Source organism: Nocardioides sp. NPDC101246, from assembly GCF_044767415.1.
In the GTDB taxonomy this organism is placed as follows: domain Bacteria; phylum Actinomycetota; class Actinomycetes; order Propionibacteriales; family Nocardioidaceae; genus Nocardioides.
On the sequence record NZ_JBIWNX010000008.1, the window covers coordinates 23,567 to 48,259 of the forward strand.

General features: G+C 67.9%; 36 protein-coding genes. 32 read left to right on the forward strand and 4 right to left on the reverse strand.

The genetic code is table 11. The features are described from left to right. Positions 1 to 89: 89 nt before the first annotated feature. The 4 genes from ACIRON_RS15990 to ACIRON_RS16005 are packed head-to-tail and all read right to left on the reverse strand — an operon-like array spanning position 90 to position 3,824. On the reverse strand, positions 90 to 1,073 hold the full coding sequence (locus ACIRON_RS15990; RefSeq protein WP_091052373.1) for a MoxR family ATPase: 984 nt from the start codon (positions 1,071 to 1,073) through the stop codon (positions 90 to 92). Continuing rightward, complete coding sequence (locus tag ACIRON_RS15995) at positions 1,070 to 2,215, reverse strand: DUF4350 domain-containing protein (RefSeq protein ID WP_402993292.1); 1,146 nt, start codon at positions 2,213 to 2,215, stop codon at positions 1,070 to 1,072. The genes ACIRON_RS15990 and ACIRON_RS15995 overlap by 4 nt, the downstream gene beginning before the upstream one ends. After that, on the reverse strand, positions 2,212 to 2,823 hold the full coding sequence (locus ACIRON_RS16000) for a DUF4129 domain-containing protein (RefSeq protein ID WP_402993294.1): 612 nt from the start codon (positions 2,821 to 2,823) through the stop codon (positions 2,212 to 2,214). The genes ACIRON_RS15995 and ACIRON_RS16000 overlap by 4 nt, the downstream gene beginning before the upstream one ends. After that, entirely contained in the window at positions 2,820 to 3,824 is a 1,005-nt protein-coding gene (locus ACIRON_RS16005) for a hypothetical protein (protein WP_402993296.1), read from the reverse strand. Before ACIRON_RS16005 ends, ACIRON_RS16000 begins: the two co-directional genes overlap by 4 nt. Positions 3,825 to 4,340: 516 nt before the next feature. On the opposite strand from ACIRON_RS16005, the gene rpsJ reads away from it, so the two are divergent. The 32 genes from rpsJ (at position 4,341) to ACIRON_RS16165 (ending at position 24,590) form a co-directional block, all read left to right on the forward strand. Then, positions 4,341 to 4,649, forward strand: a complete 309-nt coding sequence (rpsJ, locus tag ACIRON_RS16010; RefSeq protein WP_008360994.1) for a 30S ribosomal protein S10 — start codon at positions 4,341 to 4,343, stop codon at positions 4,647 to 4,649. 10 nt (positions 4,650 to 4,659) lie between these two features. Beyond that, entirely contained in the window at positions 4,660 to 5,316 is a 657-nt protein-coding gene (rplC, locus tag ACIRON_RS16015; RefSeq protein ID WP_091052379.1) for a 50S ribosomal protein L3, read from the forward strand. 2 nt (positions 5,317 to 5,318) lie between these two features. Further along, positions 5,319 to 6,212: a 50S ribosomal protein L4 gene (gene rplD / locus ACIRON_RS16020; RefSeq protein ID WP_402993298.1), complete on the forward strand. Its 894-nt coding sequence runs from the start codon at positions 5,319 to 5,321 to the stop codon at positions 6,210 to 6,212. Beyond that, positions 6,209 to 6,505, forward strand: a complete 297-nt coding sequence (gene rplW, locus ACIRON_RS16025; protein ID WP_008360999.1) for a 50S ribosomal protein L23 — start codon at positions 6,209 to 6,211, stop codon at positions 6,503 to 6,505. The genes rplD and rplW overlap by 4 nt, the downstream gene beginning before the upstream one ends. A gap of 16 nt (positions 6,506 to 6,521) precedes the next feature. Beyond that, positions 6,522 to 7,358 (forward strand): 50S ribosomal protein L2, encoded by an 837-nt coding sequence (gene rplB, locus ACIRON_RS16030; protein WP_091052382.1) that lies wholly within the window; start codon positions 6,522 to 6,524, stop codon positions 7,356 to 7,358. A gap of 3 nt (positions 7,359 to 7,361) precedes the next feature. Next, positions 7,362 to 7,643 (forward strand): 30S ribosomal protein S19, encoded by a 282-nt coding sequence (gene rpsS / locus ACIRON_RS16035; protein ID WP_008361004.1) that lies wholly within the window; start codon positions 7,362 to 7,364, stop codon positions 7,641 to 7,643. Next, complete coding sequence (gene rplV / locus ACIRON_RS16040; RefSeq protein ID WP_091052384.1) at positions 7,640 to 8,059, forward strand: 50S ribosomal protein L22; 420 nt, start codon at positions 7,640 to 7,642, stop codon at positions 8,057 to 8,059. The genes rpsS and rplV overlap by 4 nt, the downstream gene beginning before the upstream one ends. Next, positions 8,059 to 8,886 carry a 30S ribosomal protein S3 gene (gene rpsC / locus ACIRON_RS16045; protein ID WP_008361007.1) on the forward strand — a complete coding sequence of 276 codons (828 nt, stop codon included), beginning with the start codon at positions 8,059 to 8,061 and terminating at the stop codon, positions 8,884 to 8,886. The genes rplV and rpsC overlap by 1 nt, the downstream gene beginning before the upstream one ends. A 3-nt stretch (positions 8,887 to 8,889) precedes the next feature. Then, positions 8,890 to 9,309: a 50S ribosomal protein L16 gene (rplP, locus tag ACIRON_RS16050; RefSeq protein ID WP_091052386.1), complete on the forward strand. Its 420-nt coding sequence runs from the start codon at positions 8,890 to 8,892 to the stop codon at positions 9,307 to 9,309. Next, positions 9,309 to 9,551 (forward strand): 50S ribosomal protein L29, encoded by a 243-nt coding sequence (gene rpmC / locus ACIRON_RS16055; protein ID WP_008361011.1) that lies wholly within the window; start codon positions 9,309 to 9,311, stop codon positions 9,549 to 9,551. Before rplP ends, rpmC begins: the two co-directional genes overlap by 1 nt. A gap of 1 nt (position 9,552) precedes the next feature. Continuing rightward, positions 9,553 to 9,828, forward strand: a complete 276-nt coding sequence (gene rpsQ / locus ACIRON_RS16060; RefSeq protein WP_008361013.1) for a 30S ribosomal protein S17 — start codon at positions 9,553 to 9,555, stop codon at positions 9,826 to 9,828. A gap of 172 nt (positions 9,829 to 10,000) precedes the next feature. Beyond that, positions 10,001 to 10,369 carry a 50S ribosomal protein L14 gene (gene rplN / locus ACIRON_RS16065; RefSeq protein ID WP_008361015.1) on the forward strand — a complete coding sequence of 123 codons (369 nt, stop codon included), beginning with the start codon at positions 10,001 to 10,003 and terminating at the stop codon, positions 10,367 to 10,369. Beyond that, positions 10,369 to 10,728 (forward strand): 50S ribosomal protein L24, encoded by a 360-nt coding sequence (rplX, locus tag ACIRON_RS16070; protein WP_091052390.1) that lies wholly within the window; start codon positions 10,369 to 10,371, stop codon positions 10,726 to 10,728. The genes rplN and rplX overlap by 1 nt, the downstream gene beginning before the upstream one ends. 2 nt (positions 10,729 to 10,730) lie before the next feature. After that, the gene (gene rplE, locus ACIRON_RS16075; RefSeq protein WP_091052391.1) at positions 10,731 to 11,291 is read left to right on the forward strand and encodes a 50S ribosomal protein L5; all 561 of its coding nucleotides are present in this window, start codon (positions 10,731 to 10,733) and stop codon (positions 11,289 to 11,291) included. 1 nt (position 11,292) lies between these two features. Continuing rightward, positions 11,293 to 11,478 (forward strand): type Z 30S ribosomal protein S14, encoded by a 186-nt coding sequence (locus tag ACIRON_RS16080; RefSeq protein ID WP_017932844.1) that lies wholly within the window; start codon positions 11,293 to 11,295, stop codon positions 11,476 to 11,478. A gap of 86 nt (positions 11,479 to 11,564) precedes the next feature. Then, entirely contained in the window at positions 11,565 to 11,972 is a 408-nt protein-coding gene (gene rpsH, locus ACIRON_RS16085) for a 30S ribosomal protein S8 (protein ID WP_040755997.1), read from the forward strand. Positions 11,973 to 11,994: 22 nt separating this feature from the next. Beyond that, positions 11,995 to 12,534 (forward strand): 50S ribosomal protein L6, encoded by a 540-nt coding sequence (gene rplF, locus ACIRON_RS16090; RefSeq protein WP_091052393.1) that lies wholly within the window; start codon positions 11,995 to 11,997, stop codon positions 12,532 to 12,534. Beyond that, positions 12,534 to 12,917 (forward strand): 50S ribosomal protein L18, encoded by a 384-nt coding sequence (gene rplR, locus ACIRON_RS16095; RefSeq protein WP_008361025.1) that lies wholly within the window; start codon positions 12,534 to 12,536, stop codon positions 12,915 to 12,917. Before rplF ends, rplR begins: the two co-directional genes overlap by 1 nt. 34 nt (positions 12,918 to 12,951) lie before the next feature. Beyond that, the gene (rpsE, locus tag ACIRON_RS16100; protein WP_091052395.1) at positions 12,952 to 13,563 is read left to right on the forward strand and encodes a 30S ribosomal protein S5; all 612 of its coding nucleotides are present in this window, start codon (positions 12,952 to 12,954) and stop codon (positions 13,561 to 13,563) included. After that, positions 13,563 to 13,745, forward strand: coding sequence for a 50S ribosomal protein L30 (rpmD, locus tag ACIRON_RS16105; RefSeq protein WP_008361029.1), 183 nt, complete (start codon positions 13,563 to 13,565; stop codon positions 13,743 to 13,745). The genes rpsE and rpmD overlap by 1 nt, the downstream gene beginning before the upstream one ends. A 1-nt stretch (position 13,746) precedes the next feature. Next, on the forward strand, positions 13,747 to 14,187 hold the full coding sequence (gene rplO, locus ACIRON_RS16110; RefSeq protein ID WP_091052397.1) for a 50S ribosomal protein L15: 441 nt from the start codon (positions 13,747 to 13,749) through the stop codon (positions 14,185 to 14,187). 183 nt (positions 14,188 to 14,370) lie between these two features. Then, entirely contained in the window at positions 14,371 to 15,681 is a 1,311-nt protein-coding gene (secY, locus tag ACIRON_RS16115; RefSeq protein ID WP_091052399.1) for a preprotein translocase subunit SecY, read from the forward strand. Continuing rightward, entirely contained in the window at positions 15,678 to 16,253 is a 576-nt protein-coding gene (locus tag ACIRON_RS16120) for an adenylate kinase (protein ID WP_402993305.1), read from the forward strand. The genes secY and ACIRON_RS16120 overlap by 4 nt, the downstream gene beginning before the upstream one ends. A 30-nt stretch (positions 16,254 to 16,283) precedes the next feature. Continuing rightward, the gene (gene map, locus ACIRON_RS16125) at positions 16,284 to 17,099 is read left to right on the forward strand and encodes a type I methionyl aminopeptidase (RefSeq protein WP_402993307.1); all 816 of its coding nucleotides are present in this window, start codon (positions 16,284 to 16,286) and stop codon (positions 17,097 to 17,099) included. Positions 17,100 to 17,107: 8 nt separating this feature from the next. Beyond that, a complete protein-coding gene (locus ACIRON_RS16130) occupies positions 17,108 to 17,722 on the forward strand; it encodes a 4'-phosphopantetheinyl transferase family protein (RefSeq protein ID WP_402993309.1) in 615 nt (204 codons plus the stop codon). A gap of 278 nt (positions 17,723 to 18,000) precedes the next feature. After that, complete coding sequence (locus ACIRON_RS16135) at positions 18,001 to 19,086, forward strand: enterochelin esterase domain-containing protein (RefSeq protein WP_402993311.1); 1,086 nt, start codon at positions 18,001 to 18,003, stop codon at positions 19,084 to 19,086. 30 nt (positions 19,087 to 19,116) lie between these two features. Beyond that, a complete protein-coding gene (locus tag ACIRON_RS16140; RefSeq protein WP_402993313.1) occupies positions 19,117 to 20,154 on the forward strand; it encodes an LLM class flavin-dependent oxidoreductase in 1,038 nt (345 codons plus the stop codon). A 486-nt stretch (positions 20,155 to 20,640) separates the two neighbouring features. Continuing rightward, positions 20,641 to 21,915, forward strand: a complete 1,275-nt coding sequence (locus tag ACIRON_RS16145; RefSeq protein WP_402993315.1) for an ATP-binding protein — start codon at positions 20,641 to 20,643, stop codon at positions 21,913 to 21,915. 29 nt (positions 21,916 to 21,944) lie between these two features. Beyond that, positions 21,945 to 22,394 (forward strand): roadblock/LC7 domain-containing protein, encoded by a 450-nt coding sequence (locus tag ACIRON_RS16150; protein ID WP_357335416.1) that lies wholly within the window; start codon positions 21,945 to 21,947, stop codon positions 22,392 to 22,394. After that, positions 22,391 to 22,735: a DUF742 domain-containing protein gene (locus ACIRON_RS16155; protein WP_402993317.1), complete on the forward strand. Its 345-nt coding sequence runs from the start codon at positions 22,391 to 22,393 to the stop codon at positions 22,733 to 22,735. The genes ACIRON_RS16150 and ACIRON_RS16155 overlap by 4 nt, the downstream gene beginning before the upstream one ends. A 34-nt stretch (positions 22,736 to 22,769) precedes the next feature. Further along, on the forward strand, positions 22,770 to 23,303 hold the full coding sequence (locus ACIRON_RS16160; RefSeq protein WP_402993756.1) for a GTP-binding protein: 534 nt from the start codon (positions 22,770 to 22,772) through the stop codon (positions 23,301 to 23,303). 33 nt (positions 23,304 to 23,336) lie between these two features. Next, on the forward strand, positions 23,337 to 24,590 hold the full coding sequence (locus ACIRON_RS16165; RefSeq protein WP_402993319.1) for a styrene monooxygenase/indole monooxygenase family protein: 1,254 nt from the start codon (positions 23,337 to 23,339) through the stop codon (positions 24,588 to 24,590). Positions 24,591 to 24,693: the final 103 nt, after the last annotated feature.

Sequence of the window (24,693 nt, forward strand, 5' to 3'; positions counted from 1 at the left end):
GCGCTTCGCGCGGTTACTCCCTCGCTCGGCGCGAGCGGACGAGCAAGCTCGCCGCTCGACCTCGCTCCGGTCGTCTCGGCTGGGGGTGGTCATCGGGGGACGGGGACGGCGCCGATGGCGGAGGAGAGGACCTGGGAGACCTGGACGCCCTCGAGCTCGGCCTCGGGGCGCAGGGCCAGGCGGTGGGCGAGAGTGGCGTGCGCGAGGGACTTCACGTCGTCGGGGGACACGAAGTCGCGGCCCGCGAGCCAGGCCCAGGCGCGTGCGGAGCGGAGCAGGGCGGTGGCGCCTCGCGGCGACACCCCGGCCGAGAGCGACGGGGACTCGCGGGTCGCCCGGGCGATGTCGACGATGTAGCCGGTGACCTCCGGAGACACCTGGACGGAGCCGACGTGCTGCCGGGCGGCCTCGATGTCGGCGCCGGAGGCGACGGCGGTGACCCCGGCACCGGCGACGTCGCGCGGGTCGAAGCCGGAGGCGTGCCGGTTGAGGATCTGCACCTCGTCGGAGCGCGAGGGCACCGGCAGGACGACCTTCAGCAGGAACCGGTCCAGCTGGGCCTCCGGGAGCGGGTAGACACCCTCGTACTCGATCGGGTTCTGGGTCGCGGCCACCAGGAACGGGCGCGGCAGTGCGCGGGTGACCCCGTCGACCGAGACCTGGCCCTCCTCCATCGCCTCGAGCAGCGCCGACTGCGTCTTCGGCGGGGTTCGGTTGATCTCGTCGGCCAGGAGCAGGTTGGTGAAGACCGGCCCCTCCCGGAAGGTGAGCTCGCCGTGGGACGACTCCACCACCATCGACCCGGTGATGTCGCCAGGCATCAGGTCGGGGGTGAACTGCACCCGGCGGGTCTCCACCGAGAGTGCCGCCGACAGCGACCGCACCAGCAGGGTCTTGGCGGTGCCGGGTACGCCCTCCATGAGCACGTGGCCGCCGCAGACCAGCGCGACCAGCAGCCCGGAGACCGCGGCATCCTGCCCGACGACCGCCTTGGCGACCTCGGCCCGGACCGCGGTGAGTCGCTCGCGTGCGCCGTCGGGCGACACGTTGGCGATGGTCTCGGATTGGGTCATGGGTGTCGTACCTCTTCCTCAAGGGCCGCCAGCGCGTTGGCCAGCGTGATCAGGTCTTGGTCGTTCTCGGTCGGAGCGTCGGTGAGCAGCGCGGAGACCTCGAGATCGGGGCGTCCGGTGTGCTGGGCGACGGCGCGTACGACGGCCTCGGCCGAGGTGTCGCGGCCCAGCCGCAGCCGCCGGGAGAGGCGGGTGCGGGCAGCCTGCCGCAGCGTCGCCGCGGCGTGCGTGCGGTCGCCGGAACGGCGGTAGAGCCGGCCCAGGCTGCGCGTCGTCTCCCCGGCACGGACGTGGACCGGCAGCGGCTCGACCGCCAGCGGACCCAGCCGCCGACCGCGGGCGATGGCGAAGGCGATGAAGGCGACCAGCAGGAGCCACAGGGCCGGCTTGATCCATCGCGGCAGCAACGAGCTGGGGGAGTGGGCCTCGTCGGGGGCGAGGTCGTCGAAGGACGGGACGTACCAGACCAGATGGTCGCTTCGGCCCAGCAGCCGCAGCGCCACCGCGGCGTTGTCCGCCCGCAGGATCTGGTCGTTGGTCAGCACCTGCGGCGCACCCCAGACCGTGAGCCCCTCCGTGGGCGCGAGCACCGCGCCGGCCTCGTGCGGGAAGCAGGAGCCGGTGTCGTACGCGGTGACCGCGTCGGCCTGGATGCCGAGCCCCTCCCAGCGCGGGTCGTCGCACCCCGCCTCGACGGCGTCGGACGTCTGGCTGACCGCGTAGGGGATGCCGAGCATCGCCGACACGTAGGGGGCGGGCTCGGCAAGGATCAGATCGGCGGCGTCGTCGGTGCGCTCACGCAGCCGGGAGGCGGTCTGCTCGCCGAGCGCGTCGGTGCCGGTCACGAAGACGGTCGTGTCCCGCCGGATCTCGGTGCTCTCCAGACTCTTCGACGAGCGGACGATCTCCACCTCGACCCCGTGGTCCTCGAGCACCTGGACCAGCGCCCGGGTGCCGTCGGGGTCGGGGCTCTCGGGGTCGTAGGCGGCAAAGGCCTCGCCGCCCTTCGGCGTCGCGACGTACGCCAGCACGACCGCGATCATGAAGGCCAGCGCGACGATCAGGATCGGCCGGTTCCGCCGGAACCAGCTCAGCCGTCCGGCGGTCGGGTCCGCCGGGCTCGTCGGGGTCTGCGTGGTCATCGCGCCACCGCCAGCTCCTGCTCGAGAGCGAGTACGCCCTCGGCCTGCTCACGCGTGGCGGGGTGGTCGCCGTAGAGGACCTCGTTGAACAGCTCCGCGGCCTGCCCGGCGCGGCCCTCGAGCGACATCTCCCGCTCCAGGCTCGCCGCGACCTCGGCGGCGGTCAGCCCGGGATCCTCGGCCAGCCGGCCGCGCTCGACCTGCCGCCTGGCCAGCGCCCGGAACCCGTCGACCACCGCCGCGCCATGATCCCCCGAGGCGTACGCAGCCTCGGCACGCGCCCGGAGCGCGGCCGCGGAGAGCGACTCGTCGGTGAGGACGTCCCCGTTGCGGTCGCGGGCGACCCGAGGACTGCGCCGGGCACGCGAGACCAGCAGGCCGATGCCGACCAGGAGCGCCGCGAAGACCACCATCGCGGCGACGGTCTGGGCCCAGGGCAGGTCGCCTGCGGAGGGGATGCCGTCGGACAGGGTGCGCTCGATCCAGCGCAGGATCCGCTCGATGAGGTCGAGGTCGTGGTACTCCGGGTCGGCGAGCTCGCGCCGGAGCCAGGAGCGACCCTCCTCGGGCGTCGGTGTCAGAGGAGGCGTCTGTTGGAGGAGGATCATCTGCTCAGCAGCCCGGCCTGCTCCATCAGCTCGACCTCGTAGGACTCCTTGCGGATGCGCTGGTCGAGGTACTGCAGGTTGGTCACCGCGCCGCTGAACGGCGACACGATCGCCGCCGAGATCACGGTCGAGAGGGCGCTGCCGACGAGGGTCGTGAAGAGGTAGAGATCGGGCTGCGCGATGCCCACGATGCCGGCGACCATGCTGATCGGGAAGCCGACGACCTGGGCGGCGAAGCCGACGATGATCGCGGTCAGCAGCGCGATCCCGAAGAGTCGCCAGAACTGCCCCGCGGAGAGCCGCCAGGCCCGGCCGAAGGCACCGAAGACGCCAGTGTTCTCCAGCATCAGCGCCGGCACCGCGAGCAGATAGAGCCGCACTGCCAAGAAGATGGACGCCACGATGAGCAGCAGAAGCATCAAGATGCCCACCAGGACGGCCGGGACCGGGTTGTCGATGACGACCGCGAGCACGACCACGGGAACCACCGCGACCGTCGTGGCTACGACCGAGGCCAACCCGGTCAGCAGCGCGAGCGCGATCAGCCGCCAGCGGTTGCCGTGGGTCGCTGTCCAGGCCTGAGCGAGGGTGAGCTTGCGGCCGATCGCGGCGGCGTGGGCGACGTGGGAGATCATCCCGGAGACCAGGATCGCCCCGATCCACTGCATGACCGAGCCGAGGAAGAAGGAGCCGAAGGCGATCAGCAACCCGATGATCTCGGAGGTGCCGGGCACATAGCCGGGGTCTTCGAGGCCGGCGCCGAAGCCGGACAGGCTGTCCCCGGTGAAGGTCAACGCCGTGGTCACCCCCAGGGGTAGGGCCATCGCGACCGCCGCCACCAGGACGGAGGCGCCCACGGTGGCGCCGGGGTTGAAGCGTACGAGCCGGAAGGCGCCGTCGAGCATGTCGCCGAGGCCGAGCGGCCGCAGCGGGATCGCTCCCGGCTTGTGGGCCGGCGGCAGCGGCTGCGCCCACGCCGGTTGCGCCGGGTGCGGCTGCAACGGGTGAGGCTGCACCGGCTGGCCCGGCGGGGGCGGGGTCGACGGGTTCGTCGGGCCCTGTTGAGGTTGCTCACCCGGTGGGGGTGGCCACACTCCTGACATCTGGATGCTCCTCGTCGCGACGACCGGCGAACTCGCCCGGTTGGGGGCATCCTCTCAGAGCGATCCAGACGACATCGTTGATTTGGAGCCACCTGCGTACGCGTGACAAGATTCTCTGGTTGCTCCAGTGAACTGTTCGCTGGGGTGTGCACACCTTGACTACTGAATCGCGTCACCTGAGCAGGCTGATCAGCCTGTCGGATGTGGTCTGTGGTCGTCGTGTGCCCATCCCGAAGGCGTGGTTCCAGTGAAGCTGATGGTGAAAGTCCCGTCGAGAAGTCCGGCGTCTGCTTGTGAAAAATAAGCGACACGCCCGACCGCGGGGGTCGGAGCCAGAGGTGAGCAACCGGGCCGACTCAGCCGGAGGAAGCCTGTAGCACGCGGCACGCTGACCAAGAAGGACGAGAGAGACAGATGGCGGGACAGAAGATCCGCATCAGGCTCAAGGCCTATGACCACGAGGTGATCGACACCTCGGCGCGAAAGATCGTGGACACGGTCACCCGTACGGGTGCCAAGGTCGCCGGCCCGGTGCCGCTGCCGACCGAGAAGAACGTGTACTGCGTCATCCGCTCGCCCCACAAGTACAAGGACTCGCGCGAGCACTTCGAGATGCGCACCCACAAGCGCCTCATCGACATCATCGACCCGACCCCGAAGACTGTTGACTCCCTCATGCGGCTCGATCTGCCTGCTGGTGTCGACATCGAGATCAAGCTCTGAGGTTGACGACATGACGATCGAACGCAACGTGAAGGGTCTCCTGGGCACCAAGCTCGGCATGACCCAGCTGTGGGACGAGAACAACGTCGTCGTCCCCGTGACCGTCATCGCGGCGAACACCAACGTCGTGACCCAGGTCCGCACCCCCGAGGCCGACGGCTACAACGCCGTGCAGATCGGCTACGGCGAGATCGACGGCCGCAAGGTGAACAAGCCGGGCGCCGGCCAGTTCGAGAAGGCCGGCACCACGCCGCGCCGCCACCTGGCCGAGATCCGCACCGCCGACGCCGCGTCGTACTCCGCCGGCCAGGAGCTCCCCGTCGACACCTTCGCCATCGGCGAGGAGATCGACGTGACGGGCACCTCGAAGGGTAAGGGTTTCGCGGGCACCATGAAGCGTCACGGCTTCTCCGGTGTCGGTGCCTCCCACGGTGCCCACCGCAACCACCGCAAGCCGGGATCGATCGGCGCGTGCGCCACCCCGGGTCGCGTGTTCAAGGGCGTCCGCATGGCCGGTCACATGGGTACTGACACCGTCACCACCCAGAACCTGACCGTGCACGCCGTCGACACCGAGAAGGGCCTCATCCTGGTCAAGGGCGCCATTCCTGGCCCCAAGGGTGGCCTCGTGGTCCTCCGCTCGGCTGCTAAGAAGCTGGAGGCCTGATCATGGCTATCAAGACTGTCAAGGTCGACTTCCCGGCTGAGATCTTCGATGTTGAGCTCAACATCCCGCTGATCCACCAGGTCGTCGTCGCGCAGCAGGCCGCTGCGCGCCAGGGCACGCACGCCACCAAGACCCGCGGCGAGGTCCGCGGCGGTGGCCGCAAGCCCTACAAGCAGAAGGGCACCGGTCGCGCCCGCCAGGGTTCGACCCGCGCGCCGCAGTTCGCCGGCGGTGGCACCGTCCACGGCCCGCAGCCGCGTGACTACAGCCAGCGCACCCCCAAGAAGATGAAGGCCGCCGCCCTCCGCGGTGCCCTCTCCGACCGGGCTCGTGCCGGCCAGATCCACGTGGCCGAGTTCGCCTTCGAGGCGCCCTCGACCAAGACCGCGCTGACCGCCCTCAAGGCGATCTCGGACGTCAAGCGTTACCTCGTCGTCCTGGACCGCTCCGAGTCCGTCGCCGCGCTGAGCCTGCGCAACGCCCCTGAGGTGCACCTGCTCTGGGCCGACCAGCTCAACACCTACGACGTCCTCGTCTCCGACGACGTTGTCTTCTCCAAGCCGGCCTTCGAGGGCTTCATCTCGGGCAAGCCGGCCGTCGCCGCCAAGGAGACCGTCACCATCGGTGAGGTCGAGAAGGACGCGATCAAGGAGGCTGCCGTCGAGCCCGCCAAGGAGATCGACCTCCCCGAGGGCGCTGTCGCGCCGCTCGAGGACGGCTCGGCTCCCGAGGGCTTCGACATCAAGGGCAACGTCAAGGGCAAGGACAAGAAGTTCCACGCCCCGGGCGGCCGTTGGTACGAGTCCACCAAGGCGGAGTTCTACTTCAAGTCCGCCGAGGACGCTATCGCGGCTGGTTTCGTTGAGGCCGGCAAGAAGAAGGAGGCCGACAAGTGAGCACGCTGCACTACGACCCCCGCGACATCCTGATCGCGCCGGTGGTCTCCGAGAAGAGCTACGGCCTCCTCGACCAGAACAAGTACACCTTCATCGTTCGCCCTGACGCGAACAAGACCGAGATCAAGATCGCGGTCGAGAAGGTGTTCGACGTCAAGGTGACCTCGGTCAACACGATCAACCGCAAGGGCAAGGCTCGTCGTACGCGTTACGGCCTGGGCAAGCGCCCCGACACCAAGCGCGCGATCGTCTCCCTGGCCGAGGGCGACCGCATCGACATCTTCGGCGCGTGAGAAGGACTGACTGAACATGGCTATTCGTAAGTACAAGCCGACCACCCCGGGCCGTCGTGGCTCGTCGGTGGCCGACTTCGCCGAGATCACTCGGACCACGCCGGAGAAGTCGCTGACCAAGCCCCTTCCCAAGAAGGGTGGCCGCAACAACCAGGGTCGCATCACGACCCGCCACATCGGTGGCGGTCACAAGCGTGCGTACCGGATCATCGACTTCCGTCGCTACGACAAGGACGGCGTGCCGGCCAAGGTCGCTCACATCGAGTACGACCCGAACCGCACCGCCCGTATCGCCCTGCTGCACTACTTCGACGGCGAGAAGCGCTACATCCTCGCGCCCGTCGGCGTCAGCCAGGGCACCGTCGTCGAGTCCGGCCCGACCGCCGACATCAAGCCCGGCAACAACCTGCCGCTGCGCAACATCCCGGTTGGTACCACCATCCACAATGTTGAGCTGCGTCCTGGTGGCGGCGCGAAGATCGCCCGCTCCGCCGGTATGAGCGCCCAGCTGGTCGCTCGTGAGGGCTCCAAGGCCACGCTCCGTATGCCTTCGGGTGAGATGCGCTTCGTCGACGTGCGCTGCCGCGCCACCGTCGGCCAGGTCGGCAACGCCGAGCAGTCCAACATCAACTGGGGTAAGGCCGGCCGCATGCGGTGGAAGGGCGTTCGCCCGACCGTCCGCGGTGTCGTCATGAACCCGGTCGACCACCCGCACGGTGGTGGTGAGGGTAAGACCTCTGGTGGCCGTCACCCGGTCAGCCCCTGGGGTAAGCCCGAGGGCCGTACGCGTAAGCGCAAGGCCTCTGACTCGCAGATCATCCGCCGCCGTAAGAGCGGGAAGGGTAGGAAGTAAGCAATGCCTCGCAGCCTGAAGAAGGGCCCCTTCATCGACGACCACCTTCAGAAGAAGGTGGACGCCGAGAACGAGAAGGGCACCCACAACGTGATCAAGACCTGGTCGCGCCGCTCGATGATCGTGCCCGAGATGATCGGTCACACCATCGCGGTGCACGACGGTCGCAAGCACGTCCCGGTCTTCGTCTCCGACTCGATGGTCGGTCACAAGCTGGGCGAGTTCGCCCCGACCCGCACGTTCAAGGGTCACATCAAGGACGACCGGAAGGGACGCCGTCGATGACCACCACCGAACGGCAGCGCATCAGCGCCCGCCGCGACTCCCTGCTCGGCGACCAGCCGGGTGCCTTCGCGAGTGCCCGCTTCGTGCGGATCACCCCGCTGAAGGCACGCCGCGTCGTCGACCTGGTCCGCGGTCTGCCCGTCGACGAGGCTCTGTCCCTGCTGCAGTTCGCGCCGCAGGCAGCCTCCGAGACTGTTTACAAGGTTCTCGAGAGCGCCATCGCCAACGCGGTGTCGACCGAGGGTCTGGACCGTGACGACCTCGTCGTCTCGGTCGCCATGGTCGACGAGGGTCCGACCATGAAGCGCTGGCGCCCCCGCGCCCAGGGTCGTGCGACCCGCATCAACAAGCGGACCTCGCACATCACCCTGGTCGTGCAGCCGGCCGACGTCGTCGAGAAGGGCGGTAAGAAGTAATGGGTCAGAAGATCAACCCGAACGGCTTCCGCCTGGGCATCTCGACCGACCACAAGTCGCGTTGGTACGCCGACAAGCAGTACAAGGAGTACGTCGGCGAGGACGTCAAGATCCGCAAGCTGCTCAGCAAGGGCATGGAGCGGGCCGGCATCGCCAAGGTCGAGATCGAGCGCACCCGTGACCGCGTCCGTGTGGACATCCACACCGCGCGTCCCGGCATCGTCATCGGTCGCCGCGGCGCCGAGGCCGACCGCCTCCGCACCGAGCTGGAGAAGCTCACCGGCAAGCAGGTTCAGCTGAACATCCTCGAGGTCAAGAACCCCGAGGTCGACGCTCAGCTGGTCGCCCAGGGTGTCGCCGAGCAGCTCAGCGGTCGCGTGCAGTTCCGTCGCGCGATGCGCAAGGCCATGCAGACCACCATGCGCTCCGGTGCCAAGGGCATCCGGATCCAGTGCTCGGGTCGTCTGAACGGTGCCGAGATGTCGCGTACCGAGTTCTACCGCGAGGGCCGCGTTCCGCTGCACACGCTGCGTGCCGACATCGACTACGGCTTCTACGAGGCCCGCACGACCTTCGGCCGCATCGGCGTGAAGGTCTGGATCTACAAGGGCGAGGTCTCCGGATCGCGCGCCGAGCGTCAGGCCGCCCAGGCCGCCCGTGCGGGCGTCCCGGGTCGCGGTGGCAACGACCGTCGCGGTGGCCGCGGCGACCGTCCGTCGCGTGGCTCCCGTGGTGACCGCCCGAACCGCGCTGACCGCGCGGCGAAGACTGAGGCGCCGGCTGCCGCTGAGGCACCCGCCGCCGAGACCACGTCCCAGGAGGGCTGACCCATGCTGATGCCCCGTCGCGTCAAGCACCGCAAGCAGCACCACCCCAACCGCCGCGGCGTGGCCAAGGGTGGCACCAAGCTGGCCTTCGGTGACTACGGCATCCAGGCGATCGACGGTCACTACGTGACCAACCGCCAGATCGAGGCAGCGCGTATCGCGATGACTCGTCACATCAAGCGAGGCGGCAAGGTGTGGATCAACATCTACCCCGACGTCCCGCTGACCAAGAAGCCGGCCGAGACCCGCATGGGTTCCGGTAAGGGTTCCCCCGAGTGGTGGGTCGCCAACGTCAAGCCGGGCCGAGTGATGTTCGAGCTCTCCGGTGTCGACGAGGAGACCGCTCGCGAGGCCATGCGCCGCGCGATCCACAAGCTGCCCATGAAGTGCCGTTTCATCACGCGAGAGGCTGGTGAGTTCTGATGGCTAACTCCCTGCAGGCGTTCGAGCTGGACGAGCTCACCGACGTCGACCTCGAGGCGAAGCTGCGCGAGGCGAAGGAGGAGCTGTTCAACCTCCGGTTCCAGGCGGCCACCGGCCAGCTGGAGAGCCACGGTCGGCTCCGCACCGTCAAGAAGGACATCGCCCGGATCTACACCGTGGTGCGTGAGCGCGAGCTCGGCATCCGCGTGGCCCCGGGCACCGAGACCACCGAGGAGGCCTGAGATGGCTGACACCACTGAGACCACTGAGCGCAACACGCGCAAGGTGCGCGAGGGCCTCGTCGTCAGCGACAAGATGGACAAGACCATCGTCGTCGAGGTCGAGGACCGCGTGAAGCACCCGCTCTACGGCAAGGTCATGCGCCGTAGCAGCAAGCTCAAGGCTCACGACGAGCAGAACACCGCCGGCATCGGCGACCGCGTCCTGGTCATGGAGACCCGGCCGCTGTCCGCGACCAAGCGGTGGCGCCTCGTCGAGGTCGTCGAGCGCGCCAAGTGATCCTCGTCGCATAAGCGACGGATCCGGCTGGCGGCAAACGTCGCCAAATTGACCAAAGGGTGCAGGTCCAGCGACCATTGTTCGCTGGGCCTGTGCCCATCAAATCCCATTACGTTCGGCAAGGCTCACCCGCCCTTGAGCGGGGAGAGAACCAGCTCGACAAGGAGAAGTAATGATCCAGCAGGAGTCGCGACTCAAGGTCGCCGACAACACTGGTGCGAAGGAGATCCTTTGCATTCGTGTGCTCGGTGGTTCCGGTCGTCGCTACGCCGGCATCGGCGACACCATCGTCGCCACCGTCAAGGACGCTATCCCCGGTGGCAACGTGAAGAAGGGTGACGTCGTCAAGGCCGTCATCGTGCGCACCGTCAAGGAGCGCCGCCGCGCTGACGGCTCGTACATCCGCTTCGACGAGAACGCCGCCGTCATTCTCAAGAACGACGGCGAGCCGCGAGGCACCCGCATCTTCGGCCCGGTCGGCCGTGAGCTGCGCGACAAGAAGTTCATGAAGATCATCTCGCTCGCGCCGGAGGTGCTGTGATGGGTCGCTCGCACATCAAGAAGGGCGACACCGTCAAGGTGATCGCTGGTAAGGACAAGGGCGGCTCCGGCAAGGTGATCGCTGTCCTCACCCAGGAGGACCGTGTGATCGTCGAGGGCATCAACCTCGTCAAGAAGCACACCAAGGTCCAGGACCAGGGCGGTCGCGCCGGCACCACCGGCGGCATCGTGAACACCGAGGCCCCGATCCACGTTTCCAACGTCCAGCTGCTCGAGGGTGGCGAGCCGGTTCGCGTCGGCTACCGCCGTGAGACGGTCCAGAAGCGTCGCCCCGACGGGTCGACGTACGCCGCCGAGCGCAGCGTTCGCATCTCGCGCAAGACCGGTAAGGACATCTGATCATGACCGACACCGCTGTGGCCCCGCGCCTCAAGACGAAGTACCGCGAGGAGATCGCCCCGGCCCTGCAGGCCGAGTTCGAGATCCCGAACGTCATGCAGATCCCCGGTCTGACCAAGATCGTCGTCAACATGGGTGTGGGCGAGGCTGCTCGCGACTCCAAGCTGATCGAGGGCGCTGTCAACGACCTGACCGCGATCACCGGCCAGAAGCCGCTGATCAACAAGGCGAAGAAGTCCATCGCGCAGTTCAAGCTGCGTGAGGGCATGCCGATCGGTGCGCACGTCACGCTGCGCGGCGACCGCATGTGGGAGTTCCTCGACCGGCTGCTCTCGCTCGCTCTGCCCCGGATCAGGGACTTCCGTGGTCTCAACGGCAAGCAGTTCGACGGCAACGGCAACTACACCTTCGGTCTCACCGAGCAGGTCATGTTCCACGAGATCAACCAGGACAAGATCGACCGCTCGCGGGGCATGGACATCACCCTCGTGACGACTGCCACCAACGACGACCAGGGTCGCGCGCTGCTCAAGGCGCTCGGCTTCCCGTTCAAGGAGAACTGAGATGGCGAAGACCGCTCTCAAGGTGAAGGCCGCCCGCAAGCCGAAGTTTGCGGTTCGCGGTTACACCCGCTGCCAGCGCTGCGGCCGCCCGAAGGCTGTGTTCCGCAAGTTCGGCCTGTGCCGTATCTGCCTGCGCGAGATGGCCCACCGCGGCGAGCTGCCCGGCGTCACCAAGTCCTCCTGGTGAGCGATCACCGTTCCAACCACTGACGTTGAAGGTCCTCATGACTGTGTGTCGTGAGGAAACCACTACGAGAAAGGGCCGTTCGGCCAATGACGATGACTGACCCGATCGCAGACATGCTCACTCGTCTGCGTAACGCCAACCAGGCGTACCACGATGCGGTTTCGATGCCGTACAGCAAGCTGAAGCAGGGCGTCGCTGAGATCCTCCAGCAGGAGGGCTACATCACCAAGTACGAGGTGCTGGAGCCCACCGAGGGCCAGGTCGGCAAGACCCTGTCGATCACCCTCAAGTACGGCCGCAACCGTGAGCGCTCGATCGCCGGCGTACGCCGCATCAGCAAGCCCGGTCTGCGTGTCTACGCGAAGCACACCGGTCTCCCGAAGGTGCTCGGCGGCCTCGGCGTCGCGATCATCTCGACGAGCCAGGGTCTGCTGACCGACCGCCAGGCGAACAAGAAGGGCGTAGGTGGGGAAGTCCTCGCCTACGTCTGGTAATCAGGGAAGGGAGAGAGAAGAAATGTCGCGTATTGGCAAGCTCCCCGTCCCGGTTCCGGCCGGCGTGGACGTCACCATCGACGGCCAGGTCGTGAGCGTCAAGGGCCCCAAGGGCACCCTGTCGCACACCGTGGTCGACCCGATCACCGTCGAGAAGGGTGACGGCGTCCTCGACGTCAAGCGCCCCGACGACAGCCGGGACAACAAGGCCCTCCACGGCCTGTCCCGCACGCTGATCAACAACATGGTCCTGGGTGTCACCGAGGGCTACGAGAAGAAGCTCGAGATCGTCGGCGTGGGTTACCGCGTGCTGTCGAAGGGCCCGACCAAGCTGGAGTTCCAGCTGGGTTACTCCCACTCGATCGTCTTCGACGCGCCCGAGGGCATCACCTTCACCACCGACGGTCCGACCAAGCTCGGTGTCGTCGGCATCGACAAGCAGCTCGTCGGTGAGGTTGCGGCCAACATTCGCAAGCTGCGCAAGCCGGAGCCCTACAAGGGCAAGGGCGTTCGTTACGCCGGCGAGAACATCCGCCGCAAGGTCGGAAAGGCTGGTAAGTGATGGCCATCTCGCTGTCGAACAACAAGCACACCGCTTCCCGTGTCCGCTCGCGCCTGCGTCGTCAGGCCCGCGGTCGCAAGAAGATCGAGGGTACGCCGGAGCGCCCGCGCCTCGTCGTGACCCGGTCGGCCAAGCACATCACCGCCCAGGTCGTCGACGACCTGGCCGGCAAGACGCTTGCCTCGGCTTCGACCATCGAGGGCGACCTGCGGTCGGCCTCCGGTGACAAGACCGCCAAGGCCAAGCAGGTCGGCGAGCTGGTTGCGTCGCGTGCCAAGGCCGCTGGGGTGGAGACCGTCGTCTTCGACCGTGCCGGCAACAAGTACCACGGCCGTGTCGCCGCGCTCGCCGATGGCGCGCGCGAGGCCGGTCTGACCTTCTGATCGCAACGATCGAACGAGAGAAGAGGAAAGTCTGATGAGCGGAGCCCAGCGCGGACAGCGTGGTGGCGAGCGCCGAGGTCGCGACGACCGTCGCAACCAGAGCGCCGACAAGACCGCCTACATCGAGAAGGTCGTCGCGATCAACCGAGTTGCCAAGGTCGTGAAGGGTGGTCGTCGCTTCAGCTTCACCGCCCTTGTGATCGTCGGTGACGGTGAAGGTCTGGTCGGCGTCGGCTACGGTAAGGCGAAGGAAGTTCCCGCGGCGATCGCCAAGGGTGTCGAGGAAGCGAAGAAGCACTTCTTCCGCGTTCCCCGCATCCAGGGCACGATCCCGCACCCGGTGCAGGGTGAGAAGGCCGCTGGTGTGGTTCTTCTCCGTCCGGCCGCCCCTGGTACCGGTGTCATCGCCGGTGGTCCGGTGCGCGCCGTCCTGGAGTGCGCCGGCATCCACGACGTACTGAGCAAGTCGCTCGGTTCGTCCAACCAGATCAACATCGTCCACGCGACGGTGGAGGCGCTTCGGATGCTCGAGACGCCTGAGGCTGTTGCCGCCCGCCGTGGTCTTCCCGTCGAGGACGTTGCCCCGGACGCGCTGCTCAAGGCGCAGGCCGAGGTTGCGGCTCCCGCCGCGGAGGTGTCGGCCTGATGGCGCAGCTGAAGGTCCAGCAGAAGAAGGGCCTCGTCGGTCTGAAGCAGAACCAGCGAGACACCCTGCGTACGCTCGGTCTCAAGCGGATCGGCGACGTGGTCGTCAAGGAGGACCGCCCGGAGATCCGCGGCATGGTCCAGACCGTCCGTCACCTGGTGACGGTCGAGGAGGTCGACTGATATGGCACTCAAGGTGCACAACCTGGCGCCGGCTCCCGGTGCCAAGAAGGCCAAGACCCGCGTGGGTCGTGGTGAGGCGTCCAAGGGTAAGACGGCCGGCCGTGGTACCAAGGGCACGAAGGCCCGTTACCAGGTCCCCGCTTACTTCGAGGGTGGCCAGACCCCGATGCACATGCGACTCCCCAAGCTGAAGGGTTTCAAGAACCCCTTCAAGGTGGAGTTCCAGGTCGTCAACCTCGACAAGCTCAACGAGCTTTTCCCCGAGGGTGGCGTCGTCACCCCCGAGACCCTGATCGAGAAGGGTGCCGTCCGCAAGGGCCACCCGGTCAAGGTCCTGGGCCAGGGTGACCTGACCGTCAAGGTCGAGATCAGCGCCAACGCCTTCTCCGGCACTGCCAAGGAGAAGATCGAGGCCGCTGGCGGAACTGTCACGGTTCTCTGACAGTTCTACTAACGTAGAGCCTGTCACGTGGGAGCGCGGCCGGGTCGCCCCTTCGGGGTCCCGCCCGCGCTCCCGCTGTTTCAGCCCTACGTGCAAGAACTGCCGTGGGGGCTGTTAGGCTGCCACGGGTTTTCGCATCGGCGCAGGCCCTGCGACCCCTGATTGTCGAAAGAGGAACCATTCGTGCTTGGCGCGTTCGCATCAGCGTTCCGTACCCCGGACCTGCGCAAGAAGCTGCTCTTCGTTCTCTTCATCGTCGTGATCTTCAGGGCTGGGTCCCAGATCCCGGCTCCTGGCGTTCACGTCGCGAACGTCCAGCAGTGTCTTGACGCGGCTCAGACCGGTGACAGCGCCGGCCTCTACAACCTGGTCAATCTCTTCTCCGGTGGCGCACTGCTGCAGTTGACGATCTTCGCGCTCGGCATCATGCCGTACATCACCGCGAGCATCATCCTGCAGCTTCTCGTCGTGGTGATCCCTCGCCTCGAGGCCCTCAAGAAGGAGGGCCAGGCCGGGCAGACGAAGATCACCCAGTACACCCGCTACCTGACCCTCGGCCTCGCGGTCCTGCAGGCCACCGGCATCGTCGCGCTGGCCCGCTCCGGCGATCTGCTCCAGGGCTGCACCCAGCCGCTGCTGCACGACGACGGCACCGCCACCTTCCTGGTCATGGTCATCACCATGACCGCCGGCACCGCGGTCATCATGTGGCTCGGTGAGCTCATCACCGAGCGCGGTATCGGCAACGGTATGTCGATCCTCATCTTCACCCAGGTCGTCGCCACCTTCCCGGCCACCATGTGGGCCGTCAAGAACGACAAGGGCTGGTGGACCTTCGCGATCGTGATCGTCATCGGTCTGGCGATCATGGCGGCGGTCATCTTCATCGAGCAGGCCCAGCGCCGGATCCCGGTCCAGTACGCGCGCCGCATGGTCGGTCGCAAGATGTTCGGCGGATCCTCGACCTACATCCCGCTCAAGGTGAACCAGGCCGGCGTCATCCCGGTCATCTTCGCCTCGTCGCTGCTCTACCTGCCGGCGATGGCGGCTCAGTTCAACCAGAACGCGCAGAACCCGCCGGCGTGGGTCGACTGGATCAACAACTACTTCGTCCGGGGTGACCACCCGGTCTACATGGCGACGTACTTCGCGTTGATCATCTTCTTCACCTACTTCTACGTGTCGATCACCTTCAACCCGCCGGAGGTCGCCGACAACATGAAGAAGTACGGCGGCTTCATCCCGGGCATCCGGGCCGGGAAGCCGACCGAGGACTACCTGTCCTACGTTCTGTCCCGTATCACACTGCCGGGCTCGCTCTACCTCGGTCTGGTTGCGCTCATCCCGCTGATCGCGCTGGCCCTCATCGGTGCCAACCAGAACTTCCCGTTCGGCGGCACCTCGATCCTCATCATGGTCGGCGTCGCCCTCGACACGGTGAAGCAGATCGAGAGCCAGCTCCAGCAGCGCAACTATGAAGGGTTCCTCCGATGAGACTGATCATCATGGGCCCGCCGGGGGCCGGTAAGGGCACCCAGGCGAAGTTCATCGCCGAGCACTTCGAGATCCCGGCGATCTCGACCGGTGACATCTTCCGCGCCAACGTCTCCCAGGGCACGCCCCTGGGTGTCGAGGCAGCGTCCTACATGGACAAGGGAGAGTACGTCCCGGACTCGGTCACGAACCTGATGGTCCGCAACCGCATCGATGAGCCCGACGCGTCCCACGGATTCCTGCTCGACGGCTACCCGCGCACGCTCGCGCAGGTCGAGGAGCTCGACGGGATGATCAAGTTCACCGGCCACGCGCTGGACGCGGTGGTCGTGCTGACGGTCGACAAGGACGAGATCGTGCAGCGGCTGCTGCAGCGCGCCGAGCTCGAGGGTCGCGCCGACGACACCGAGGACGTCATCCGTCGCCGCCAGGAGGTCTACCTCGAGGAGACCGCGCCGCTGATCGAGGTCTACAAGGGCCGCGGCCTGGTCCACGAGATCGACGGCATGGGTGACGTCGACGACGTCACCAAGCGGATCTTCGATGAGCTCGACATCGTCCCTGAGTCCTGAGACGAACATCTTGTACGCAACGGGGGAGCAGTGGGCTTCTTGAACAAGGTCCAGATCAAGACCCCTGAGCAGATCGAGAAGATGCGTAGGGCCGGCCTCGTGGTCGGCGAGACGCTCGAGGTGCTCCGGGCCGCCGCGCGGCCCGGAGTCACCCTTCTCGAGCTCGACGCCATCGCCGAGGACTCGATCCGGTCCCGGGGTGGCGTCCCGTCGTTCAAGGGCTACCACGGTTTCCCGGGCTCGATCTGCGCCTCGGTCGACGAGGTCGTGGTCCACGGCATCCCGGGTTCCCGGGTGCTCCAGGACGGCGACATCATCTCGATCGACTGCGGTGCCATCGTCGAGGGCTGGCACGGCGACGCCGCGATCACGGTGGCCATGGGTTCGGTGTCCGAGGAGGTCTCCGAGCTGATGCGCGTCACCGAGGAGTCCATGTGGCGCGGCATCGCCGCCGCCCGTCTGGGCGGACGGGTCACCGACATCTCACACGCCATCGAGACTTACGTCGACTCCCAGGGCGACTACGGCATCCTCGAGGACTTCAGCGGCCACGGCATCGGCACCGAGATGCACATGGAGCCGTCGGTGTTCAACTACGGAAAGCCCGGCAAGGGCCCCAAGCTGCAGCGCGGCATCGCGCTCGCCGTCGAGCCGATGCTCACCCTCGGTGGCCCCGAGGTCACCACCCTGGACGACGACTGGACCGTCGTGACCGACGACGGCTCCTGGGCGGCCCACTTCGAGCACACCTTCGCGCTCACCTCCGACGGCGCCTGGGTGCTCACCGCGCTCGACGGCGGCGAGGAGATGCTCGGCAAGCTCGGGGTGCCCTGGGGCGGTCACTGAGCCACGGCATGACCGAGATCGTGCGCTTCGCGGCAGTGGCCGAGGTCGACGCCGATCTCGGGCTGCTCACCGCCGCGGAGCGGGCGCGTCACGAGCGGCTGGTCGCTGATGCCGACAAGCAGGCGTATGCCGCCGCGCACGTCCTCGTCCGTGAGTGCGCCGCGGAGCTGCTGGGCACCGCGCGCGAGGAGATCGTGATCGAGCAGCGCTGCGCTCGTTGCGGCAGCCTCGAGCACGGAGAGCCGTCGGTAGCCGGTGCGGCAGCGATCCGAGTGAGCCTCAGCCACACCCGCGGCCAGGTCGCCGCGGTCGCAGCCGGCCGACGCTGCGGCATCGACGTGGAGAAGGTCTCGCGCGGACCCGACCGGGCACTCTCGCCGCGCGAGGCGGCCTGGGTCGAGGGGCAGGAGGACGCTGCGTACGCGTTCACGCGGTTGTGGGTGCGCAAGGAGGCGTTGGTCAAGGCCGGCCACGGGAGCATGGCGGCCGCGCAGCGCCTCGACGTCCTCGGCGGCGACGCCCCGGCGGACCAGGTCGGGGAGATCCGGCTCACCCAGTGGGAGGGCTCCGGGCTCCTCGGCGCGGTGGCGATCTGTGCCGACATGTGGACCGGGAAATGCTAGGAACTTGATAGGAAACTGAACGATTCACGCTTATCCGAGCCTTTGACTAGCGGATATGCGACATCACCTGTCAGTTGACAGAGAAAGGGACCTCGGCATCTCGCGTGCGGCCCCGACTGTGAGTAACTTGGTCAGCCCGCGGGGACAGAGAGAGCCCCGTGCTCGGGAGGAAGAACCGGATGAGTACGCAGTTGCGACCACCAACGGCCGTGCGACCCAATCCATCAGCACGGACGCGAAGCGCGATCATCGACCGCCTCAGTCCTGAGGACATCGACATGTTCTGGGACCAGATCGCCACCACGCTCCCGCTTGTCGAGGAGACAGGCGCCGGCGCTGCGGACGACGAGGTGATCGTCACCTTCTGCTGGCGCGATGACGAAGCCGAAGAGGTGCTCCTCTTCGCCAACCGGCTGACCGACGAGCGTCATCTCGCCGAGACGATACTCGAGCGGAAGGCCGGCACCGACCTGTGGCACGCCTCGTTCCTGATGAAGGGCGACTGGCGGGCGTCGTACTCCTTCTTGTGCAAGCACTCCGGCGAGCCGGCCCCGTGGGAGAGCGAGGGCCAGGTCGAGCTGCGTGCCGTGCTGCACCGCGGCTACCTCGACCCGCTCAACCCCGACTGGTGCCACAACCGGCAGGGCACCAAGCAGTCCGTGGTCTCGCTGCCGGATGCTCCGCTGCAGCCGTGGCTGTTCCGGCGCGACGACGTCGTCGCCGGCACGGTGACGCTGGAGGTGGGTCCCGACGGTCGCGACGTCTGGCTCTACGACCCCGCCGGCGCCGGTCTCAACGTCGACCTGCCGCTCGTGGTCGCCCTCGACGGTGAGATCTGGACCGACCACCACTCGCTGCCGACCACGCTCGACAACCTGATCGCCGACGGCCACCTCCGCCACGTACGCTGCGTCCTGCCCGCCTCCGGCGGCCGCGACAAGCGGTGGGAGGAGCTGGCCGGAGGCGAGGGCGCCGACTACATCGTCAACCAGCTGCTGCCGTGGGTGCGGGAGCGTCGCGCGGTCTCCGAGGAGACGTACGTCGTGGGCCAGAGCCTCGGCGGCGTCACCGCGCTGCGTGCCGGCCTGACCTATCCGGAGCACATCCACGGTGTCGCCAGCCAGTCGGCCTCGCTGTGGCTCGACGACCTCGCGGACGCGGTCACGGCGGAGGCGAAGACCCGTGTGCACCTGGCGCACGGCACCCAGGAGTGGGTCCTCGACGAGCTCCACCACGACCTCGTCGACCGTCTCCGTGCCGCCGGGATCGACGTCACCTCCGCCGAGCACAACGGTGGCCACGACTACGCCTGGTGGCGCTCGGCCGTCGCCGACGGCCTGCGCGCGCTGCTGCCACCGGAATAAGCCACGCCCCGGACGGGGTTGAGACCTCACGTGAAGCTGAGCGTTCTCGACCTCGTCCCGGTCCGCAAGGACCAGTCCTCCGCAGATGCCCTGGCCGCGACGCTGTCGTTGGCGAAGGTGGCCGACGAGCTCGGGTTCGAGCGCTACTGGCTCGCCGAGCACCACAACATGCCGGCGGTCGGGTCGACCAACCCGCCGGTGCTGATCTCACTGGTGGCCGGTGCGACCGAGCGGATCCGGGTCGGGTCCGGGGGAGTGATGCTGCCCAACCACGCACCGCTGGTGGTGGCAGAGCAGTTCTCGCTGCTCGAGGCGGCCTTCCCGGGACGGATCGACCTCGGCATCGGCCGTGCGCCGGGGACCGACCCGGTGACCTCCTGGGCGCTGCGCCACGGCGCCGGTGGGGTGAGCGACGACGCGGTCAACCGCTTCCCGGAGTACCTCGACAACATCGTCGCGATGATGGCGCCGGAAGGAGTCGGGCTGATGGCCGGCGGCCGCCAGCACGTCCTGCACGCGACCCCGTCGGCAGCGTCCGTCGCCGAGCTCTGGCTGCTCGGCTCCTCCGACTACTCCGCACGTCTGGCTGCCGAGAAGGGCCTGCCCTACGTCTTCGCCCACCACTTCGCGGGCAACGGCACCGACACCAAGGCGATGATCGAGCTCTACCGCTCGACCTTCCAGCCCTCCGAGCTCCTCAGCGAGCCGAAGACGTTCCTCACCGTGAACGCGAGCGTCGCCGAGACCTCCGAGGAGGCCGATCGCCGGGCGCTGCCCCAGCTGTTGACCATGCTGAAGCTGCGCACCGGCCAGCCGCTGACCGCGCAGCCCAGCATCGACGAGGCCGAGAAGACCGAGATCCCCGAAGCCCACCAGGGGCTGATCGAGACGATGCGCGGCCGCTGGATCATCGGCACCGCCGCGTACGCGAAGGATCGCCTGGCCGAGATGGCCGAGGAGTATGGCGTGGACGAGGTCATGGTGAATCCGGTCGGATCGGCGTACGAGGGGACGGACCCGCGCACCGCGCCGGCCCGTGAGGAGACCCTGCGCCTGCTGGCCAGGTGAGGGCCCGGCCAGGAGTCAGGTGGATGTTGCGCGTCGTCAGGGTGCGTGCTGGGCAAGGCGCCCCGGCGAAGGCATGCTGGAGCATTTCGAGGCGGGGTAACGCCGCCGAGTGCGTGCCATGGCGGCGCGAAGCGCTGACTGATTCCTGGTTGGGCCCTCAGTTGGGCGGCCGCGTAGGATCGGGCCACCTCGTCGCGGGGCGACGGCGCGCCTGAGCCACTTGGGACGAGGGACCTAGGACACTGTCTGCTTCTGGGCGCGTAACTCTGCGCTCGCGCGCCGGTTGTGCCAGTCTGATCAACGCTCTGTTTCCTTCTCCACATTTGAAAGTGCCGCCTCATGACACGCTGGAGCCTGCGCTGGTTGAAGCGCCGGGGGCCCCAGACTGCGACGCTCGCTGAGCAGTCAGATCCGGGTCTTGCTCGCTCGTTCCCTCCGACCGGGGGTCTGGCCGTGCCTTTCCCTCCGGTGCCATCGAACCCCGCCATGCCACCGATCTCGTCCACACCACCTCCCCTCCAGGAGGACGAGGACGAGGCCTGGCCCGAGATCATGGAGCAGTTCGGGCTCCACCTGATCAGCCTGGCCGAGCAGATGCGGATCTCCCTCGACGGGCTCGAGGCCGACGAGGACGACCCCGACCGGTTGAAGAAGCTCTACGAGGTCGACCACGCGGTCACCCGCATGCGGCGCGCGAGCCGCGACCTGAGGACGCTCGCCGGCCGCGCCGAGGACGAGATGGGCGGCATCGACACCTCGCTGCTGGACATCATCCGGATGGCGCTGTCGGGCATCGAGCGCTACAACCAGGTCACGATCGGCCGGGTGAGCGAGCTGGCCGTCATCGGCTACGCCGCCGACGACGTCTCCTGCCTGATCGCCGCGCTGCTGGACAACGCGACCAAGTACTCCCCGGGTGCGGTGACGGTCAACGTCCACCTCGCCGACGCCGGCGACGTGCTGTTCCGCATCGAGGACACCGGCATCGGTATCCCGGAGCGGTCGGTGGGACGCCTCAACGCGCTGCTCGCGGGCCCGATCGTGGAGCTGGTCAGCAAGTCCGGGAGCCACACCGGCTTCCCGGTGGTGCACCGGATCGCCCGTAGGTACGACATCGACGTACGTCTCGCCACCCGCCCTGCGCCCGGCAACGGGATGATCGCGATGGTGACGGTGCCGGCCCAGCTCCTGTGCGAGGTGCCGGTCACCCCGCTCGAGCAGGCCGAGCTGCCGCGGACCTCGAGCGCGAGCAGCGTCGCGGTCCTGCCTCCCGCCCCGCGGCGGCGCCGTGGACCCGAGTCGAGGCCGCAGCCGGCCGCCCAGCCCGTGCGGCGAGAGATGCGACCGTCCTCGCTCGAGCCGGTGCGCCGGCCGATGCTGCCGACCGAGCAGGTCGCGCCGCAGACCGGGCAACAGCCCGCGCTGCGAGAGCCTGTGCAGCAGCCGATGGCCCAGTTCGCGCCGGCGCCCAGCGAGCAGCCGTCGCCGGATCTCGCCACCGACACCATGAAGACGTCGATCCCACTCCCTGGCGAGACGGATGGGACGGATGAGACGAATGAGGCCTCCGTGCCCGCTGAACAGAGCAGCCCAGTAGAGTCAGGCGCGCTCCCGCGCCGGGAGCCGGTCAGCCTGCGCAGCAAGCAGACCGTGCCCGAAGCAGCCGCTGGACCGCAGCCGGATGAGTCCTCGCCCGAGGACCAGTCGGCGGCCCGGCACTCCTTCGCCGACGATCTCGACGCGTTCTCCCTTGGTAGCTAAGCCCCAGCAGTGAAAGGAACCCTTTCGTAATGGAAAGCCCGGTCGTCCCCCGCGACCCCAAGGAATTCAGCTGGCTGATCGACAACTTCGCCAGCTCCACCCCCGGCGTCACCCATGCGCTCATCGTCTCCTCCGACGGACTCCCGCTGATCGGTGCCGGCGGCATGTCCGCCAACGTCGCCGACCCGCTCGCCGCGATGACGGCGGGAGTGATCAGTCTCGGCAACAACATCGCCCGCGAGGTCGGTGAGCCCGGCTGTGACCAGGTGATGCTGAAGTTCCACACCGGACACTTCCTCTTCATGGGCATCGGTGACCTCGCGGGCTTCGCCGTCCTCGTCGGCGCCGGAGCCAACCTGGGCGTCGTCGCCCACAAGATGGCTCAGATGGTCGACGCCGTGGGCCACGTACTCACTCCCCAGATGCGCGACGAGCTGCGCCAGATGACGGTCAGCTCGATGGCCGGGGAGAGAATGTGAGTCAGAACCCGTGGGTACGTCCCTATGTGCTCACCGGCGGCCGCACCAGGACCAACCACCAGCTGTACGTGCACACGCTGGTCTCCGCTGCGCACTTCGACGCGCGCGCGGCCGCCAAGCTGACGCCCGAGTCGCGCCGGCTCTACGACCGCGTACGGCTCGGGCCGCAGTCGGTCGCGGAGCTGTCCGCGCATTGCGGGATCTCGCTCGGGGTGACGCGCGTGCTGCTCGAGGACCTGGCCTCGACCGAGCACCTGCAGATCAATGAGGGGGTCTACGACTCCCCGTTCGACCACCGCCTGTTGAAGAGAGTTATCGATGGCCTTTCCGAGCTCGGCTGACCGCCCGGCACTGACCGTCACCTCGGCCAAGATCGTGGTCGCAGGGGGTTTCGGCGTCGGGAAGTCGACCCTGGTCGCCTCGGTCTCGGAGATCCCGCCGGTCAACACCGAGGCGTGGATGACGCAGGCCGGTGAGGCGGTGGACCCGCTCTCGGACTCGAGCGCCAAGACGACCACCACGGTCGCGATGGACTTCGGGCGGGTCACCCTCGCTCCCGATCTGCTGCTCTACCTGTTCGGCACCCCGGGCCAGCCCCGGTTCTGGCCGATGTGGGACGACCTGTGCCGTGGCGCCAGCGGCGCCGTCGTCCTCGTCGACACCCGCCAGCTCGACGGGTCCTTCCCTGCGGTCAACTACTTCGAGAACGACACCGACGTCCCGTTCATCGTGGCGGTCAATCTGTTCGACGGGAAGCTGACCCACTCCCTGGAGAAGGTGCGCGACGCGCTCTGCCTCGACGAGCGGACGCCACTGGTGACCGTGGACGCCCGCGACCGCAGGTCGACGGCCAAGACGTTGGTCGCCTGCCTGTCGCACACGATGAAGAACACCCCCACACGCGCCTGAGCCCGGAGGCGTCCCAACTCCGAAGGAGTTTCATTGCGCAAGATCCTGATCGTCGGCGCCGGACAGGCGGGCATGCAGCTCGCTCTCAGCCTCCAGGCCGAGGGCTATGAGGTGACGGTCATGTCCGCGCGTACGCCCGACGAGCTGCGCGACGGCTGGCCGATGTCGACGCAGGTCATGTTCGACCCTGCGCTCGCCTACGAGCGCGTCTACGACCTCAACCTCTGGGAGGACGAGGCGCCCCGCATCCCCGCGGTCGGCATCTCGGTCAGCCCGGAGCCCGGGGTCCGCGCGCTCAAGTTCGACGGGCCCTGGGAGCCGTACGCCATGTCCGTCGACCAGCGCCTGAAGATGTCCGCCTGGCTGGAGCTGTTCGAGGACCGGGGCGGCCGGATCATCTACCACCCGGTGATGACCTCCGACCTGGCCGGCCTGGCCTCGATGTACGAGCTGACCCTGATCGCGGCCGGCAAGGGCGAGATCGTCGACCTGTTCGACCGTGACCCGGTCCGATCCAAGTACGACACCCCCGGCCGTGCGCTCTCGGCCATCTACCTCCACGGCATGGTCGAGCCCGACGACTTCCCGGCCGGGAGCATGCGGATCAACGTCGCGCCCGGCGTGGGGGAGCTGTTCGTGATCAGCGCCCTGACCCAGTTCGGTCCGAGCCGGGTCGCGTTCGTCGAGGCGATCCCCGACGGCCCCTTCGACTGCTTCTGGGACCGTCCGCGTCCCGACGAGCACCTGCGCCGGCTGCAGCACGTGATGCTCGAGCACATGCCGTGGGAGGGCGAGCTGATGCTCGACTGCGAGCCCACCGACGCCCGCGCTTCGCTCTCGGGCGCGTTCACCGGCATGATCCGCAAGCCGTACGCCGAGGTCGGGGACGGGGCGTACGTCTTCGGCATGGGTGACGTCGTCGTGGTCAACGACCCGATCGCGGGGCAGGGGTCCAACAACGCCGCCCACTGCGCCGGCATCTACACCCAGGCGATCCTCGACCGCGGCGACCTGCCGTTCGACCCCGCCTGGATGCGGGCGACCTTCGAGACCTTCTGGGAGACCCGTGCCCAGCACTCGACCGGCCTGACCGACGCGCTGCTCAACCCGCTGCCCGACCACGTGCAGCAGGTGCTCGGCGCGGCCACCCAGCACCAGGCGGTGGCGGACCGGTTCACCCGGCTCTTCCCGCACCCCGAGGACCTCGGGCCGTTCCTCGGCGACCCGGATGCGGCCCTCGCGTACGTCGCGGAGGTCGCTCAGGCCGACGCGGCGGCCAGGGCCTGAGCGAGCGTCAGCGAGCGACCCAAAGGTTCAAGCCGCCACGTCCGTATTCTTCGCATTGCTCTACGGATGTGGCGGCTTGACGATTAGGGCATTGCTGTTCTAG